General features: G+C 71.6%; 14 protein-coding genes. 3 read left to right on the forward strand and 11 right to left on the reverse strand.

Features of this window, described 5'->3' with window-relative positions:
• Positions 1-3: 3 nt before the first annotated feature.
• Positions 4-1,794 (forward strand): hypothetical protein, encoded by a 1,791-nt coding sequence (locus OG352_RS03525; protein ID WP_329223695.1) that lies wholly within the window; start codon positions 4-6, stop codon positions 1,792-1,794.
• Between the two features lie 153 nt (positions 1,795-1,947).
• Positions 1,948-2,499: a DinB family protein gene (locus tag OG352_RS03530; RefSeq protein WP_329214200.1), complete on the forward strand. Its 552-nt coding sequence runs from the start codon at positions 1,948-1,950 to the stop codon at positions 2,497-2,499.
• A gap of 344 nt (positions 2,500-2,843) precedes the next feature.
• Here OG352_RS03530 and OG352_RS03535 read toward each other — a convergent pair whose 3' ends face one another.
• From OG352_RS03535 to OG352_RS03550, 4 genes are all read right to left on the reverse strand, one after another.
• A complete protein-coding gene (locus OG352_RS03535) occupies positions 2,844-4,271 on the reverse strand; it encodes a cytochrome (protein ID WP_329214202.1) in 1,428 nt (475 codons plus the stop codon).
• A 335-nt stretch (positions 4,272-4,606) separates the two neighbouring features.
• Complete coding sequence (locus OG352_RS03540; RefSeq protein WP_329214205.1) at positions 4,607-5,875, reverse strand: DUF3533 domain-containing protein; 1,269 nt, start codon at positions 5,873-5,875, stop codon at positions 4,607-4,609.
• Positions 5,876-6,106: 231 nt separating this feature from the next.
• Positions 6,107-7,534, reverse strand: coding sequence for a DEAD/DEAH box helicase (locus OG352_RS03545; protein ID WP_329214207.1), 1,428 nt, complete (start codon positions 7,532-7,534; stop codon positions 6,107-6,109).
• A 222-nt stretch (positions 7,535-7,756) separates the two neighbouring features.
• Positions 7,757-7,960 carry a cold-shock protein gene (locus tag OG352_RS03550; protein ID WP_062705208.1) on the reverse strand — a complete coding sequence of 68 codons (204 nt, stop codon included), beginning with the start codon at positions 7,958-7,960 and terminating at the stop codon, positions 7,757-7,759.
• Between the two features lie 456 nt (positions 7,961-8,416).
• On the opposite strand from OG352_RS03550, the gene OG352_RS03555 reads away from it, so the two are divergent.
• Complete coding sequence (locus tag OG352_RS03555; protein ID WP_329214210.1) at positions 8,417-8,632, forward strand: DUF4177 domain-containing protein; 216 nt, start codon at positions 8,417-8,419, stop codon at positions 8,630-8,632.
• A 444-nt stretch (positions 8,633-9,076) separates the two neighbouring features.
• Here the strand turns inward: OG352_RS03555 and hypE are convergent, their stop codons facing one another.
• The 7 genes from hypE to OG352_RS39900 all read right to left on the reverse strand — a co-directional run bounded on the left by hypE (position 9,077) and on the right by OG352_RS39900 (position 15,809).
• The gene (hypE, locus tag OG352_RS03560) at positions 9,077-10,159 is read right to left on the reverse strand and encodes a hydrogenase expression/formation protein HypE (protein WP_329214212.1); all 1,083 of its coding nucleotides are present in this window, start codon (positions 10,157-10,159) and stop codon (positions 9,077-9,079) included.
• Positions 10,152-11,282 (reverse strand): hydrogenase formation protein HypD, encoded by a 1,131-nt coding sequence (hypD, locus tag OG352_RS03565; RefSeq protein WP_329214214.1) that lies wholly within the window; start codon positions 11,280-11,282, stop codon positions 10,152-10,154. The genes hypE and hypD overlap by 8 nt, the downstream gene beginning before the upstream one ends.
• 316 nt (positions 11,283-11,598) lie before the next feature.
• A complete protein-coding gene (locus OG352_RS03570) occupies positions 11,599-11,904 on the reverse strand; it encodes a HypC/HybG/HupF family hydrogenase formation chaperone (RefSeq protein ID WP_329214216.1) in 306 nt (101 codons plus the stop codon).
• 31 nt (positions 11,905-11,935) lie between these two features.
• Positions 11,936-14,365 carry a carbamoyltransferase HypF gene (hypF, locus tag OG352_RS03575; protein ID WP_329214218.1) on the reverse strand — a complete coding sequence of 810 codons (2,430 nt, stop codon included), beginning with the start codon at positions 14,363-14,365 and terminating at the stop codon, positions 11,936-11,938.
• A 14-nt stretch (positions 14,366-14,379) separates the two neighbouring features.
• Complete coding sequence (gene hypB, locus OG352_RS03580) at positions 14,380-15,156, reverse strand: hydrogenase nickel incorporation protein HypB (RefSeq protein WP_329214220.1); 777 nt, start codon at positions 15,154-15,156, stop codon at positions 14,380-14,382.
• A 3-nt stretch (positions 15,157-15,159) separates the two neighbouring features.
• Positions 15,160-15,558 (reverse strand): hydrogenase maturation nickel metallochaperone HypA/HybF, encoded by a 399-nt coding sequence (locus OG352_RS03585; protein WP_329214222.1) that lies wholly within the window; start codon positions 15,556-15,558, stop codon positions 15,160-15,162.
• A gap of 146 nt (positions 15,559-15,704) precedes the next feature.
• Positions 15,705-15,809: a DUF6893 family small protein gene (locus tag OG352_RS39900; protein ID WP_371271353.1), complete on the reverse strand. Its 105-nt coding sequence runs from the start codon at positions 15,807-15,809 to the stop codon at positions 15,705-15,707.
• Positions 15,810-15,815 lie beyond the last annotated feature (6 nt).

Genomic DNA, 15,815 nt, shown 5'->3' on the forward strand with positions numbered 1-15,815 from the left:
CGTATGAGCACGGACCTGTTGCCTCCCGTCGCCCCGTCCGTCACCGCCGGACTCGTAGAGGCCCTCTCGCCCCGGCTGCGCAAGCGGCTGGACGCGGGCATCGCCAAGCTGGCGGCACGTCCGGTCGTCCGCGAGGGCGACACCGTGCGGATCGCCGTCGACGACGACACCCACCTCGAACTCCACGCGCCCGGCTCCACGGTGACCAGCGCGGACGCAATCCGCTGCGGTTGCCTGCTCGCCCCCGACTGCCTGCACCGCGCGGCGGCGGCCTCGGCCGCGCCGGTCGCCGACGACGAACCGACCGACACCACAACCACGCCCCCCACGCCCTCCCCGGAAGCCCAGGCGGAGCAGGACCGGGAGGCAGGCTCGGAGGCGGAACCGGAGACCGCCGCACCGGCCCAACTCGCCGCCGCGCGGGCCGTGTTCGACGCGACGGCCGCCGTCCTCGAAGCCGGTACGGACGGCTCCGGCGCCGTGCTCCAGGCGGAGCTTCTGCGCGCCGCGCACACCGCGCGACTCGCGGGACTCCCCCGGGCCGCCGCCTCGGCGGTCTCCGTGGTCACGGGAATACGCGCGGCCCGCGCCGCCGACCCCGCCTACCGGCAACCCGAACTCGCGGACGCCCTGCGCACCGTCCTCGGCGTGGCGCACCGGCTGCCGTTCGCGAGCGGCCCGGACCTGGCCGAACTGCGCGGCACCGTACGGCAGCCGTACACCCCGGACGGCTCGCTGCGCCTGTACGGCCTCTTCTCCGAACCCGTCCTGACGGCGACCGGCTACGCGGGCGCGGTCACCTGGACCGCCGACGCCGAGGGCCGCCTCTACACGGTCTCCGACGTGGCTCCGGGCGGCCCCGGCCGGGCGACCGGCGCCGCCGACCGCGCGGTACGGATCGGCGACACCGCCCTGAGTCACCGTGAGTTGTCGCGTGCGGGGCTCGCGGTCTCGGGTGCGACCGTCTCGCCGACGGGCCGGCTCGGCGCGGGGGCGGGGGTACGGGCGGTACGCGCGTCCGGCGCCGCCTGGAGCGCCGAGCCGCTGGACCGGCTGTGGGCGGTGCCCGTCGGCGAGCAGGTCGCCCGCGCCCTGGGCGGCGGCCACGGCCTGCTCTTCCTCGACGTCACCCTGGCGGGCACGGTCCGTGAGGCGACGGGCGACTGTCTGCTGGCCGACTGCGACGGCCTCGCGCTCCGGCTGGCCATGGCCCACGAGGACCCGGCGCTCCCGTACCGCGACAACCTCCGGCTGCTGGCCGCTGCCCGGGGCAGCCGGCTGCGGATCGTCGCCCGGCTCGCGCCGGGCCCGCTCCCGCGCGCACTGCTGCTCGCCGCCGAACACCCCGCCGGGCCCGACGCCCCACCCGGCGCCCGGGTGGACCTGGGCCTGGACCGCCTCCAACACGCGGACCTGCCCGCGCCGACGACGGCCCCCGCGCCCACCCCCGCTCGCGCCCCCGTGGTGGACGAGGCCCCGCTGCACCTCCTGCGCCGCCGCGTGCACCAGGCCGTGTCCGGGGGCCGTCGGGTGCTGGCCTTCCCGGGCAGCGGGGCGGGCGACGGCAGGCGGCTGCGTCGCGTCGGTCTCACCACCGCGGGCGACCTCCTCGACGACCTCCGGGCCGCCGCCGCGGACCGCTCCCGCGACGCCTTCGGCCGACTGCTCCCCGCCGACACGGACCGCTTCGCCCGCGCCTGGCTGGCCGCCGCCGTCTACACCGCCGAGGTCGAACAGGCGCTGTGCGCGGCGGCGTGGGGGTCGACCAGGGAGACGGTTTCACTGTCTTCCTAGACCAAGGCTTCTTCAGGTCAGGGCTTCTTTGGATCAGGGCTTCTTTAGGTCAGGATCTGACCTCTATCGCTCCTAACGTGGCACTCGACCGCGGAAGAACAGCGGCAGAAGAGCGACGGAACAGCCTTCTCTGAAGAAACGGAAGAAGAGACCATGAGCGACTCCACCACCGACTCCACCACCCTCGGCCAGACCGTCACCGGCGAGCGCGCCGACCTGCTGGAGGCGCTCACCAAGCAGCGCCACTTCCTGCGCTTCACCACCCGCGACCTCACCGACGAGCAGGCCGGTCTGCGGACCACCGCGGGCGAGTTGTGTCTCGGTGGCCTGATCAAGCACGTCACTTCGGTCGAACGGAGTTGGGTGGGCTTCATCCTGGCGGGCTCGTCGGCGATGCCCGACTTCACCAGCATGACCGAGGCGGACTTCGCCAAGCGGGCCGACGAGTTCCGGATGCTGCCCGGCGAGACGCTGGCGGGGGTGCTGAAGGAGTACGACGACGTGGCGGGCCGTACCGACGAACTGGTCGCGTCCCTGCCCGACTTGGACGCGGCGCACCCGCTGCCGTCGGCTCCGTGGTTCGAGCCCGGCGTGCGGTGGTCGGCCCGCCGGGTCCTGCTCCACATCGTCGCCGAGACCGCCCAGCACGCGGGCCACGCCGACATCATCCGCGAGTCCCTGGACGGGTCGAAGAGCATGGGCTGACGTCAGCCGAGGTCGTCCAGGCCCTGGACGACCTCGAAGACGTGGGCCTGCCAGGGCTCCAGGTCCACGAACAGGCCCGGGCCACCCTTCGAAGCCACACCCCATTCCTTGCCCCGAACGGCTGACCCACGACGGATACGGTCCCGGAGGAGCGTCGGCGGGGGGCCTGAACGGGCTGAAGGAGGGCGTCGACAACGTGACTTTCGCAAACGCGGGTGGCTGCGCCCAGGGCGCCGGCCGCGTCCAACTGGCCGCAATTGTCGGCCAGTTGCAGTCCGGTATCGATGTAAACCGGTGCCTCGGAGTGCCCGGAAAAAAGCGCCCCGAGGGTCAACGGCCCGACGTCAGCGGCCGACGCCGATGAGTCCCGTCAGATAGCGCCACAGCGACGACCGGTGCCCGACGGCCGGGTCCGGCAGCACCGACTCCGCCGCCTCGGCCGACTCAGCCGTGTCGGCAGACTCCGCGTCCGGGGCGTTCGCCGACGGCTGCTGCGGCATCGCGGCCAGCTCGTACCGTACGGGCAGCGAGCGCAGGCCGCGCATGAACGGCGAGGAACGCCACGGGAGTTGGTCGACGGGGAGGGCGAGTTCCAGGTTCGAGAAGCGCTCGAAGAGCCGGCCCACGCCGACCGCCGCGACCGTCGACGCCAGCTCACGGGCCGGGCACTGGCGCTGGCCCGCGCCCCACGACAGGTGGGCCCGGGTGCTGACCGCGGTGCTCGGACACACGTTGCCGGCGAAGAGCGGGTCCGCGTGGGCCGCTGCGCAGGAGACCCACACCGGGTCGCCCGCCCGGATCGTGTAGTCGCCGAGCGGGGTGTCCCTGGCCGCGAAGCGCGGCACGAAGTTCACCAGCGGCGGCTTGCGCATCACCACCCGGTTCATGCTCTCCCGGACCATCCCGGCGGACAGACTGGCCCGCACACCGCCCTCCCCCGAGATGACCTCGACCACCGTGTTGGATATGAGGATGCCGACGTGGTCGGACGTCATGCCCAGCAGCATGAACAGCTCACGGGCCAACTCGTCGAGCGAGAGGTCGGGGTGGGCGGCCAGCAGGTACGACGGAAAGTCGTCCCCCGGCTTCTCCAGCTTCACCGCCGCGAGTTCCGCCAGCGCCCCCAGCAGCCGCTCCAGCGCGGGCTCCGCGTCCGGACCGGCGTCCAGTACCCGCCACATGTCCATCAGCGCGTCGTCGCCCTGGGAACCGGGGAAACCGAGCAGATGGCTGGCCACCATCAGCGGCAGCGGACGGGAGAACTGGGCGGACAGGTCCGCCAGACCCGTACCGCCGGCCTGCCCCACCAGGCTGATCAGGTCGTCGGCGTAGGCGGCGACGGCCGTCTTCAGCCGCTTTGCCTGGGCGTGCCGCGGGTCCTGGAACGGCTTGAGCGCCGCGTCCCACGCCGTCCGCAACGGCCGGTACCCCGGCCCGCCCTGGATCAGCACATGGTTGACCTCCAGGGACGGCCCGAGCGGCCAGTCGGCCGGCACCCTGCCCTCCGAGCGGGCCCGCCAGTTCTCCAGCCCCTTCGGCCACCCGGCGTCGTCCTGGAGCACGTCGAGCGCCTCGCGGTAGCCGAGGACCAGCCAGGCGGGCACGCCCAGCAGGTCGACCGGCGCGACCGGGCCGTGCCGCTGCCGCAGCCTCTCGTACACGAGTGAGGGGCGCGTCTCGTAGTCCCTGGTCAGCAGCGGTTCGGGAGACAGCGTCTCCAACCATGCGCCGTCCAGCTCCACGGATCCGCCGTCGCCCGCCTGGGATTCCATCGCTCTGCCGCCCCTCCGACACTCCCCGTACCGGCTCGTCTTCATTCGGTAGCCGGAAACCGGGGGGACCATATCCCAAGACGCGGCCCCCGGTGAACGACGGGGGCGCGCCTCGGGCCATCCCGCCTCGTCGTCCCGCGCCGTACCCCGGTGAGGCGTGACGAGCGGCGCCCCCGCCGCACCGATCCCACGGCGTTCGCAAACGCACTCCCCCCACGGCGCCGCGCAGGGGGGCGGCCCCGCCCAGCGACGCCGCCGTCCGCCAGTCCCTCAGCACGCTCGCCGGCGCGACATCCCCCGGAGAACGTCGGCCTGTCGCCCCGTCGGCCTCGGAGTCACGCGGGTTGCGGCGTCAGACGCTTGTGTCCCTTGCGGTCGTAGTACCTCGCCATCGCGAAACCGAAGAGCAGGGCGAGGACCGTGCCGACCGCGATCATGATCCAGGAGCGGGTGAGTCCGGCGTCGCCGCGGGCGTCGAAGAAGAGGATGGCGCGCACGCCGTCGCTGAGCTGGCGCATGGGCTCGAAGTGGGACAGGAAACGGTAGAAGTCGGGGACCGCCTGAAGCGGGACCGTGGCGCCCGAGGACGGCAGGCCCAGGACGATGAACACGAACATGGAGACCAGTTGGCCGATTCCGCCGAAGGCGGCGTTGATGGCCTGCACGCCCAGGCCGACGGCGAGGGTCGCACAGTAGGAGAAGACCCACAGCAACGGCAGGTGGGACGCGTCCATGCCCAGGAAGGTCACGCAGGAGAGCATCACCAGCGAGGCGCTGAGGAGCGTGATGCCCGCGGTCATGCCCATCTTCAGCAGCAGCGTCTGGGTGCGGTTGATCGGCACGGTGGGGCGGCGGGTGTGCCAGGGGCCGATCTCGTTGTCGGCGTAACCGAGGGCGGTGTCGACGCCGTTGCTGATCACGTTGCCGCCCATGAAGCCGGCCAGTACGAGCAGCAGGGTGTAGTAGAAGGCGGTCAGGCTGAGCCCGCTGTTGGTGCCGATGGGGTGGCCGACCTGGGTGACGACGTTCACCGGGTCGGCGAGCAGCAACTGCGTGGTGGAGTTCGCCTGGTTGCCGACGGCCGCCGTGAGCTGTTCGCCGACGGTCCGCGACGCCTGGTGTGCCGCCTTGCTCGTGATCTGGGCGGCGAGCGAGGAACCCAGGCTGCCCTTGCCGGGGTTGGTGAGCACGGTGAGCACGGGCCGCTTCGTGGCGCCCGTCGTGGTGAGAGCGCTGACGGAGTCGGTGAAGTCGGCCGGGACGACGAGTGCGCCGTAGACCTTGCCCGAGTCGAGCTGCTGCTGGGCCTGGGCGCGGGTGAGCGTACGCCACCCGGCCTTGCCGCCGGCGGTGTCGGCGGCGATCGCGGCGGTGATCTGGGTGCCCAGGTTCTGCTTCTGACCGGCCGGCGGCTTACCGGTGTCACTGTTGACGAGGGCGATGGGCAGGTCGTGCAGGTCCCGGTTGGGGTTGACGATCCCGCCCATGTAGAGCAGGGACAGCAGCAGGGCGAGCAGCCCCGTGAGGATCGCGGGCAACAGCCACAGCTTGGGGCGGCGCAGCAACGCGGCGGCACTGGCCTGAGGGGTGGTGGACTCGGCCATGGTTCTCCGTGGGCTCCGGGCTGTGCGAATACCGAACAGCGGATAATGGCTGTGGCTATGACTGCGGCTATGTCCGTGCCTGCGGTTATGTCTGTGCCTGCGGCTGTGACTGTACGAGCGATCGCGCCGACCGCACGAATCGCCAGGATGCCGGGTGGATGAGGCGCGCACCGACCTGAGCCGCCGCACGCCCCGTGATCGTGAGCGTCGGCGACCGCCGGGTCGCGCAGGCTATGCGCCGCGACGGACGCGGGCGGCCTTGCGGGCCTCGGCCGTCTGACGGAGTTCGGCAGCCCGGCGGGACTCGCCACCGGCGCGGCCGGTCTGCCCCGGGCGGGTGCCCATACCGCGGAAGGGGGCACCGCCGCGCTTGGGGCGCTCCGCGACCGGCGCGCTTCCGTTGAGGGGGACACCGGAGGGGGCCTGGGCGCCGGTGATACGGCTCAGCTCGGCCTCACCGGAGCGGACCCGCGTGATCTGCGCCCGGATGCCCGCATCGGACAGCAGACGGGCCATGTCCTTGCGCTGGTTGGGCAGCACCAGCGTGACGACACTCCCGGACTCGCCGGCACGGGCGGTACGGCCGCCGCGGTGCAGGTAGTCCTTGTGGTCGGCGGGCGGATCGACGTTGACGACAAGGTCGAGGGCGTCGATGTGGATGCCCCGGGCCGCGACGTTCGTGGCCACCAGGACCGTGAGATGGCCGTCCTTGAACTGGGCCAGGGTGCGGGTGCGCTGGGGCTGCGACTTGCCGCCGTGCAGCGCCGCCGCCTTCACGCCGCTGCCCAGCAGGTGCCGGGTGAACTGGTCCACGGCGTGCTTGGTGTCCAGGAACATGAGGACGCGCCCGTCGCGGGCGGCGATCTCGGTGGCGGTGGCGTACTTGTCGGCGCCGTGCACCTCCAGCACGTGATGCTCCATCGTGGTGACCGTGCCCGCCGACGGGTCGACCGAGTGGACCACCGGGTCATGCAGGTACGTACGGACCAGGAGGTCGATGTTGCGGTCCAGCGTGGCCGAGAACAGCATGCGCTGACCGTCGGGGCGTACCTGGTCCAGCAGTTCGGTGACCTGGGGCATGAAGCCCATGTCGGCCATCTGGTCGGCCTCGTCCAGGACGGTGATCTTCACCCGGTCCAGACGGCAGTCCTTGCGCTCGATGAGATCCGCGAGCCGCCCCGGAGTCGCGACGACCACCTCGGCCCCGGCCCGCAGTGCACTGGCCTGCCGGCCGATCGACATACCGCCGACCACCGTGGCCAGCCGCAGCTTCAGCGACTGGGCATAAGGGGCGAGCGCGTCGTCGACCTGCTGGGCCAGCTCGCGCGTGGGTACGAGGATCAGGGCCAGCGGCTTGCGCGATTCGGCGCGCTGCCCTGCCGTGCGGGCGAGGAGCGCCAGGCCGAAGGCAAGCGTCTTGCCCGATCCGGTGCGCCCACGGCCCAGGACGTCGCGCCCTGCGAGGGAGTTCGGCAGCGTGGCGGCCTGGATCGGGAACGGCTCGGTCAGGCCACGGCCGGCGAGCATCGTCAGCAGCTCGGCGGGCATGTCCAGCTCACCGAAGGTCGCGGCCGCGGGGAGGGCGGGCGTGACGGTGAGCGGCTGCGCGAACTCTCCCTGTGACCGGACACGGTCATTCGTGCGAGCTGAACGGCTCATGGAGAACCTTCCTCGACGGGGCGCGCACCGAGGAATTCCCGACAGAAGCGAGCCGGATGAATTGCAAGAACGAGCCGAAAGTGAGACTGAAAGAATTCCGACAGAAACCGGAATGTGAATATAAATACCAAATACAGATATAAAATACGAAAACAAATGCAGAAAGCAGCAAACTGGGGCCCGCCACAAGTGCGGACCCCAGCTACTTCATACGCTTCAGCGTCAGGCAGGCGTGATGTTCTCCGCCTGGGGACCCTTCTGGCCCTGCGTGACGTCGAAGTTCACCTTCTGGCCTTCCTGGAGCTCACGGAAGCCCTGCGCGGCGATGTTCGAGTAGTGCGCGAAGACGTCGGGGCCGCCGCCGTCCTGCTCGATGAAGCCGAAGCCCTTTTCCGCGTTGAACCACTTGACGGTGCCAGTAGCCATGTCACATCTCCTTCGGGGCAGTGCCCAGGGGTTCACACCGTGTGAACCCTTGCGTTGCCACAATGAACCCCGTCCGGATAAGCACCGGAGATACAAAAATGCCCGGCGACATACAGCCGCCAAGGCACTTGAAGTTTCGGGAACCACAACTGCAACTACGTCCAGCTTAGCACGACACCTGGATTCGCACTACCTTTCACCCGCGACACCCGGCGCTCACGCCACAGGACCACCGGATCGGCCGAGCCGCCCTGCACGAACTCCAATACACGTGAAAGGTTAATTTTTCGATTACACAGGGTGCAACAAAGGGAGAATTCGCCGGCGCGGCGGCGGGGGCCGGGAGCAGTGCCGGAGCCGGGCGCGCGTCCGGTCGGCGTGGTCGCGGTGTCCTGCGACGACAAGTCGGCTGGCTCCGGTTCCGTCAGCCACGCCATCCATGGGATGGTCCCAGACATGAGCAACCCGCACGCACTCGAGTACAAGGTCGTCACCTTCCGCGAGTCACTGATCGGAGACGCACTGGACAGCGACAAGCTGGAGAAGGTTCTGAACAAGCACGCCGAGGACGGCTGGGCCCTCAAGGCGATCACGGCCGCCGACGTCAAGGGCCGTATCGGACCCGGTTCGGTCGAGGGCCTGCTCCTCACTCTGGAACGCCCGCGCCGCTGACGGCGGGGACGTTCCAACAGATCGACAGCGCCCCGGGCCCGCCGGGAGTAGGCCAGGGCAGAGGTGTCGAGCCCGGTCGGTCTGCTGCGGGACGCGGTCAAAGGGCCGCGCCCACCGCTCCTTCCGTACCGCTGAGCAGGCCGGCGAGAAGGGCCGGGGCCGGACCAAGTCCCCAGAGGAGACGAAGTCCGTTTCGGGCGACACGGTCGAGATCCGCGGTGCGCGCGGCGAGAAGTACGGCGAAGCGGACGAGAAGGGCAGGCGCGACACCGGACGCAGGGGCCGCTCCCAGCGCCCCAGCGGCACCAAGGACGCTTCGGCCACGACCGGCGTGGATCCGCAGGACCCCCAGGACTCGCAGGAGGACCCGCCGTCCGGGCGCCGACCGCGTTAGCGGTCCATTCGGCGCCCGGACGGCGGGGCTCCTCGACGCGTGAGGCCCCTTCAGCAGATCCGCGGCAGTTGCTCCCCGATCGGTAGGTCCACCACTCGCGTTCCGCCCAGGCCGGTCCGGGCCACGACCATGCCGGGGTGGGTCTCGACGGTCTCGCCGATGATCACGGAGTCCGCGCCCAGAGGGTGAGCTCGCATCGCTTCGAGGACGGCGTCGGCCTGCTCGCGCGGGACGAAGGCGACGAGCTTGCCCTCGTTGGCGATGTACATGGGATCCAGCCCGAGGATGGCGCAGGCGTTGGCCACGGCCGGTGGGACCGGGACGTCGCGTTCCCGGATGACCACCCCGGTGCCGGAAGCCTGCGCGATCTCGTTGAGCGAGGCCGCGAGGCCGCCTCGGGTGGGATCGCGCAGTACGTGCAGATCCGGGGTGACGGCGAGCATGGCGTCGACCAGGCCGCCGAGCGCCGCGCAGTCGCTCTCGATCTCCACACCGAATTCCAGGCCCTCGCGCACGCTCATGACCGCCACCCCGTGGAGACCGATGGCGCCGCTGACGATCACGACGTCGCCGGGGACGACCCGCTGCGGGCGCAGGTCGACGCCCGCCGGGACGAGGCCGATGCCCGCGGTGTTGATGTAGATCCCGTCGCCGTGGCCGGCCTCCACCACCTTGGTGTCGCCGGTCGCCACCTCCACACCGGCGGTGCGCGCGGCGGCGCCCAGCGCCTGGGACACCCGCGTGACCACGTCCAGCTCGACGCCCTCCTCCAGGATGAATCCGCAGGAGAGGTAGGCGGCGCGGGCGCCGCTCATGGCGAGGTCGTTGACGGTGCCGTTGACCGCCAGATCACTGATGCTGCCGCCGGGGAAGAACAGCGGCCGCACCACGTAGGAGTCGGTGGAGAACGCCAGCCGGGCACCGCCCAGGGAGACGACCGCGGCATCGCCCATCTGGGCGAGCACCTCGCCCCCGAAGGCGGGCGCGAAGATCTGCTGGACCAGTTCGCCGGAGAGGACGCCACCGCCACCGTGACCCATGACGACGCGGGGACGGTCGCGCACGGGTGCCGGACACGTCCACGCCTCGATGTCCAGAGCGGCGGGGACGGGGAGATCGGTGATGTCAGACAACGGGGCTCGCCTCCCGGACCGTCGTGGTGGTGGGCATGTCCAGACGCCGGTAGAGGTAGTACGCCGCGCAGGCGCCCTCGCTGGAGACCATGGTGGCCCCCAGGGGGGTGCGCGGGGTGCACAGGGTGCCGAAGGCCTCGCACTCGTGCGGCTTGAGCAGCCCCTGCAGAACCTCGCCGCTGCGGCACTCGGCGGGTTCGGCCGTCTGGATGTCGCCGACCGAGAAGCGGTACTCGGCGTCGTGGTCGCGGTACTTCGCCGACAGCCGCCAGCCGCTGTCGGGGATGACCCCGATGCCGCGCCAGGCGCGGTCGGTGACCTCGAAGACGTCCTCCAGCATGGCCCGGGCGGACGCGTTGCCCTCCGGGCGGACGGCCCGGGCGTAGGCGTTGTCGACGGTGTGCTCACCGCGTTCGAGCTGATGGACGGCGCGGCGCACGCCTTCGAGGATGTCCAGCGGCTCGAAGCCCGTCACGACGATCGGGACGCGGAAGCGCTCCGCCAGTTCCGGGTACTCCCCCACGCCCATCACACTGCATACGTGCCCGGCCGCGAGGAAGCCCTGCACCCGGCAGCTCGGCGACGACATGATCGCCTCGATGGCCGGCGGTACGCGGACATGGGACACCAGCATGCTGAAGTTCGGGACGCCCAGCTTGCGGGCCTGATGGACCGTCATGGCGTTGGGGGGCGCCGTCGTCTCGAAGCCGATGCCGAAGAACACGACCTCGCGGTCCGGGTTCTGCTGCGCGATCCGCAGTGCGTCGAGCGGCGAGTAGACGACGCGTACGTCGCCGCCTTCGCCGCGGACCTGGAACAGGTCCCGTCCGGTGCCCGGCACGCGCAGCATGTCGCCGAAGGAGCAGAAGATCACCCCCGGCCGGGACGCGATCTCCAGGGCCTTGTCGATGACCTCCAGCGGGGTCACGCACACCGGGCAGCCCGGCCCGTGGATCAACTCGACCTCCTCCGGCAGGAGTTGGTCGATGCCGTGCCGGATGATGCTGTGCGTCTGCCCTCCGCACACCTCCATCAGGGCCCACGGCCGGGTCACCGTGGCGTGGATGTCGTCGAGGAGCCGACGCGCCAGCTCCGGGTCCTGGAACTCGTCGATGTACTTCACCGGGTTCCTCCGAGGATGCCTCGGCCTTCAGGCCGGGGAGGAATCGGACTCCTGCGGAGCAGGGCCGTAAGCGGTGTTTCGCCCCTAGGGCGAAACACCGTCCACCTGATCGGGTAAACTGCACGCCGTGCGTTGCGAGAACCAAGCGCGTACGCCGTGCTGATCGAGAGCCAAGACAGCACATGCACCTCCAAGCTTTGCCGTATCAAACCGGGCTGGTTTCAACCCGGCTGGTGTTGATCGTGGAAGACCTGCTGGGTCGCTGACCCGCAGGCAGCGTGAGCCAGGAATCCCCCTGCTCCAGTTGGGGGAGGATTCAATACTTGCGCACCTCTTCCACCGGGTCCGCGCCCGCCTCCGCCGCAGCCGTCTCCCAGGGGTCGCCGAACTCCTCCTGCAACATGCCGAGTTCGGCGAAGAGTTCGAGGGTCTGCCGCGCCGACTCCTCGTCCAGCCGTTGCAGGGCGAACCCGACGTGGACGATGGCGTACTCGCCGACCTGGAGGTCGGGCAGGTACTCCAGGCACACCTCCTTGACCACGCCGCCGAAGTCGACGGTGGCCATCCGGGTACCGTCCCGTTCCTCGATGTCCAGCACTCTGCCGGGTACCGCCAGACACATGAGCCTCTCCTCGCTATGGGTCGCGCATTGCTCAATCGGTGGAAGTGGAGGTGGAAATGGGAGTGGGGGCGGGAGTGGGAGTGGCGCGGGCAGCCACCATCAACTGGCCCAGCGCCAGGCCGCCGTCGCCCGGCGGCACGAGGTGGTGCCGCAGGACCGTGAAGCCGTCCTCGCGCAGAGCTGCGGCGCAGGCGGAGGAGAGCAGCGTGTTGGCGAACACGCCTCCGGTCAGGGCGACCGTGTCCAGCCCGTGCCGCTCACGGGCCCGCGCGCAGATCCGGTGCACCAGGCCTGTCACGCTCCGGTGGAAGCGGGCCGCGACCAGGGCCGGTTCGACGCCCGCGCGCAAGTCGCCCACGATCGCCGCGAGCACGGGTGCCGGATCGGCCCGCACGACGCCACCCCCGTTCTCCCCGTTCTCCTCCGGCACCCGAAGGGCGAAGGCGTACGCCGTGGTGTCCTCGGCGGGTGCGTGCAGAGCCGCGCCCTCCAGCTCGACGGCGGCCTGTGCCTCGTATCCGGCCCGGTGGCACACCCCGGCGAGGGAGGACACGGCGTCGAAGAGCCGGCCCATGCTGGAGGTGGGGACACAGTTCAGGCCGCGCTCCAACTGCCGTTCCAGCAGGCGGAGTTCGTCGGGCGGGCAGGCGGCCGTACAGGCGAGGTCGTCGGACCAGGCGATCCCGGCCGCCCGCAGATGGGCCAGTGCCATGCGGTACGGGCGGCGCACCGCGGCGTCGCCGCCGGGCAGCGGGACGTACGCGAGGTGCCCGAACCGGGTGAAGCGGTCGTAGTCGGCGAGCAGGAACTCCCCGCCCCACACGGCGCCGTCGTCGCCGTGGCCCGTGCCGTCGAAGGCGACGCCGATGACCGGCCGGGTGCCGTCCGACCCGTGCTCGGCCATCGCGGCGGCGACGTGGGCGTGATGGTGCTGGACGCGTACGACGGGCCGGTGCGCCGCGTTTCGGTCGGCCCACCGGGCGGAGCGGTAGCCGGGATGCCGGTCGGCGACCAGGGTCTCGGGCCGCACCCCCGTGATGGACTCCAACTGCGCCGCCGCGCGCTCGAAGGCCCACTGCGTGCCGACGTCGTCCATGTCGCCGATGTGCGCCGACAGCCAGGCGCGCCGGCCCGCCCCCAGGCAGAAGGCGTTCTTCAGGTCCCCGCCGACGGCGAGGGCCGGCCGTACGGGCAGCGGGAGGGGCACCGGCAGCGGGGCGTAGCCACGGGAGCGGCGGAGCATCAGCGGCTCCCCGTCGCAGACGCGGACCACGGAGTCGTCGCACGGGACGTGGATCGGCCGGTCGTGCGTGAGCCAGGCGTCGGCCAGGTGCGCGAGCCGCTCCAGCGCCTCGGTGTCGTCGGTGACGATCGGCTCACCGGACACGTTGCCGCTGGTCATGACGAGCAGCCGGGGGCCGTCCGGGTCGCCGGGCAGGCCGAGCAGCAGATGGTGCAGGGGCGTGTAGGGCAGCATCACGCCGAGGTCGGGGCTGCCGGGCGCGACGGCTGCGGCGGGACGCGGATCCCCGGCGGCGTACGACGGGTGCGGACGCCGCCTCAGCAGGACGACCGGCCTGGCGCGGCCTTGGAGCAGGCTCCGCTCCTCGGTGCTCAGCCGGACGAGGTGCTCGACGTCGGCCGCGCTCCGGGCCATGACGGCGAACGGCTTGTCCCCGCGTGCCTTCCGGTGGCGCAGGAGGGTGACGGCCGCCTGGTTCGTGGCATCGCAGGCCAGGTGGTAGCCGCCCAGGCCCTTCACGGCGAGGATCGCCCCGTCCGACAGCAGTGCGCGTGCCTCGGCGACCGGGTCCGCCCCCGTGACCTCCTCGGACCGCGGGACCAGCAGCCGCAGCCGCGGCCCGCAGGCCGGGCAGGCGACCGGCTGGGCGTGGAAACGGCGGTCGGCCGGATCCGCGTACTCCCGCGCGCAGTCGGGGCACATCGCGAAGCCGGCCATGGTGGTGTGGGCCCGGTCGTAGGGCACGCCGGTGACGATCGTGAAGCGCGGGCCGCAGTGGGTGCAGTTGACGAACGGGTGGCGGTAGCGCCGGTCCGCCGCGTCGGTCAGCTCGGCGAGGCAGTCGGCGCAGGTGGCGGAGTCCGGGGAGACCAGGGTGCGGGCCGGGCCGTCGGTGCGGGAGGTGAGGATGGTGAACGCGGTGCCGCCGGAGGTTCCGGCGGGAGGCATCTCCCGGTGGTGGACGGACTCCACGCGGGCCAGCGGGGGCGCCTGGGCGGCGATCCGGTCGCAGAACCGGGCCACGGCCGAGGCGGTGCCCTCGACCTCCGCGACGACGCCCTCCGGGGTGTTGGTCACGTGCCCGGCCAGGGCGAGTTCGGTGGCGAGGCCGTACAGGTAGGGCCGGAAGCCCACGCCCTGCACCACTCCCCGGACGGTGACCCGGCGGCGGCGCGGAGTGTCCTCGGCGACGGCGGCCGGGGCCTGCGCACCGCTCACGAGTGGGGGACCGCTCACGAGTGGGTGCGGGCCATGGAGCCGGTGGCCTCCGTGTGCGGGTGGGTGTGACCGTTGGGCGCGTGGGTGTGGCCGTGGTCATGCGGCAGCCGGGTCATGACCGGCGCGTGGACGGGTGCGCCGTCCGCGGCCGCCATCGCCCGGTCGAGCAGCGTGCCGACGCCCTGCCCGCGGCGGGCCGAGGTCAGGACCACCTCGACGCCCGGGTTGACCCGCTCCACGTTCGCGCGGAACGCGGCCTCGTCGAACTCGACGGCCTCCGCGATGTCGGTCTTGGTGACCACGACCAGGTGGGCGAGGCCGAAGGCGGTGGGGTACTTGAGCGGCTTGTCCTCGCCCTCCGTCACGGAGGCGAGGGTGACCCGCAGCGTCTCCCCCAGGTCGTAGGAGGCCGGGCAGACCAGGTTGCCGACGTTCTCCACGAACAGCAGCCGGGTGTCGTCGGGCAGCCACCCGTCCAGGTGCCCGGCGAGCATCCCCGCCTCCAGATGGCACAGTCCGTCGGTGAGCACCTGCTTGACCGGGACGCCCGATCGCGCGAGGCGTGCCGCGTCGTTCTCGGTGGCGAGATCGGCGGTCAGCGCCGCGACGGGCACGGACCGCTCCCGTGCCCGCAGCAGTTCGCGCTCCAGGAGCTCGGTCTTGCCGCTGCCCGGACTGGACAGCAGGTTGACGACCGCGGTGCCCCGGGCCGCGAGGTGTGCGCGCAGTTCGTGGGCGCTCGCGTCGTTCTTCGCGAGTACGGCCTGGCGCAGGTCGACGACACGGCACATGGTTCAGCGCTCCTCGGAGATCGGTTCGCGGGTGGTGGCGTGCGTGGGGCCGCCGTCTTCCCAGTGCACGTCGACGATCTGCAGTTCGCGGCCCGCGAGCAGGTCGGTACGCGTCCCGCCGCACTGGGGGCAGGTCAGCCGGGGTGGCATGCCGACGGCCCATTCGTGTGCGCAGGGCGTGCAGCGGGCCCGCCCCGGCACCGCTTCGGTGACCAGCTCGGCGCCTTCCAACAGGGTTCCGGCGCAGGCCAGTTCGAAGGAGAAGGCGAGCGCGTCGGGTACGACGCCGGCCAGTTCGCCGACCTGGAGCCGTACCGTTCGCACCGCCGTGACGCCGCCGGCCCGCTCGGCGGCCTCGGCCACCTGGTCGACGACGGCCAGCGCGACGGACATCTCGTGCATGGGGTCTCCGTCCTTTGGCAGCCTGGCTTCCGACGGCCTCATTAGAGGCGCGCGCACCCGGGGGCATGACCCGGCGCGCCGTCACCCGCCGGGCACGTACGCCGTTCGACGCAACCGCACGGGCACCACCGGGTGGCGCCCACGGTTCACATCCGGCGGATCCGCAGGTAGCGCCTGACATCGGGAAGCACCTCGGCGAACACGGCGACCAGGGCGGCGACGGCCGCTCCGCCGATGACGATCTTCTTCATCCCGGC

This window comes from Streptomyces sp. NBC_01485, assembly GCF_036227125.1.
Classification (GTDB): domain Bacteria; phylum Actinomycetota; class Actinomycetes; order Streptomycetales; family Streptomycetaceae; genus Streptomyces.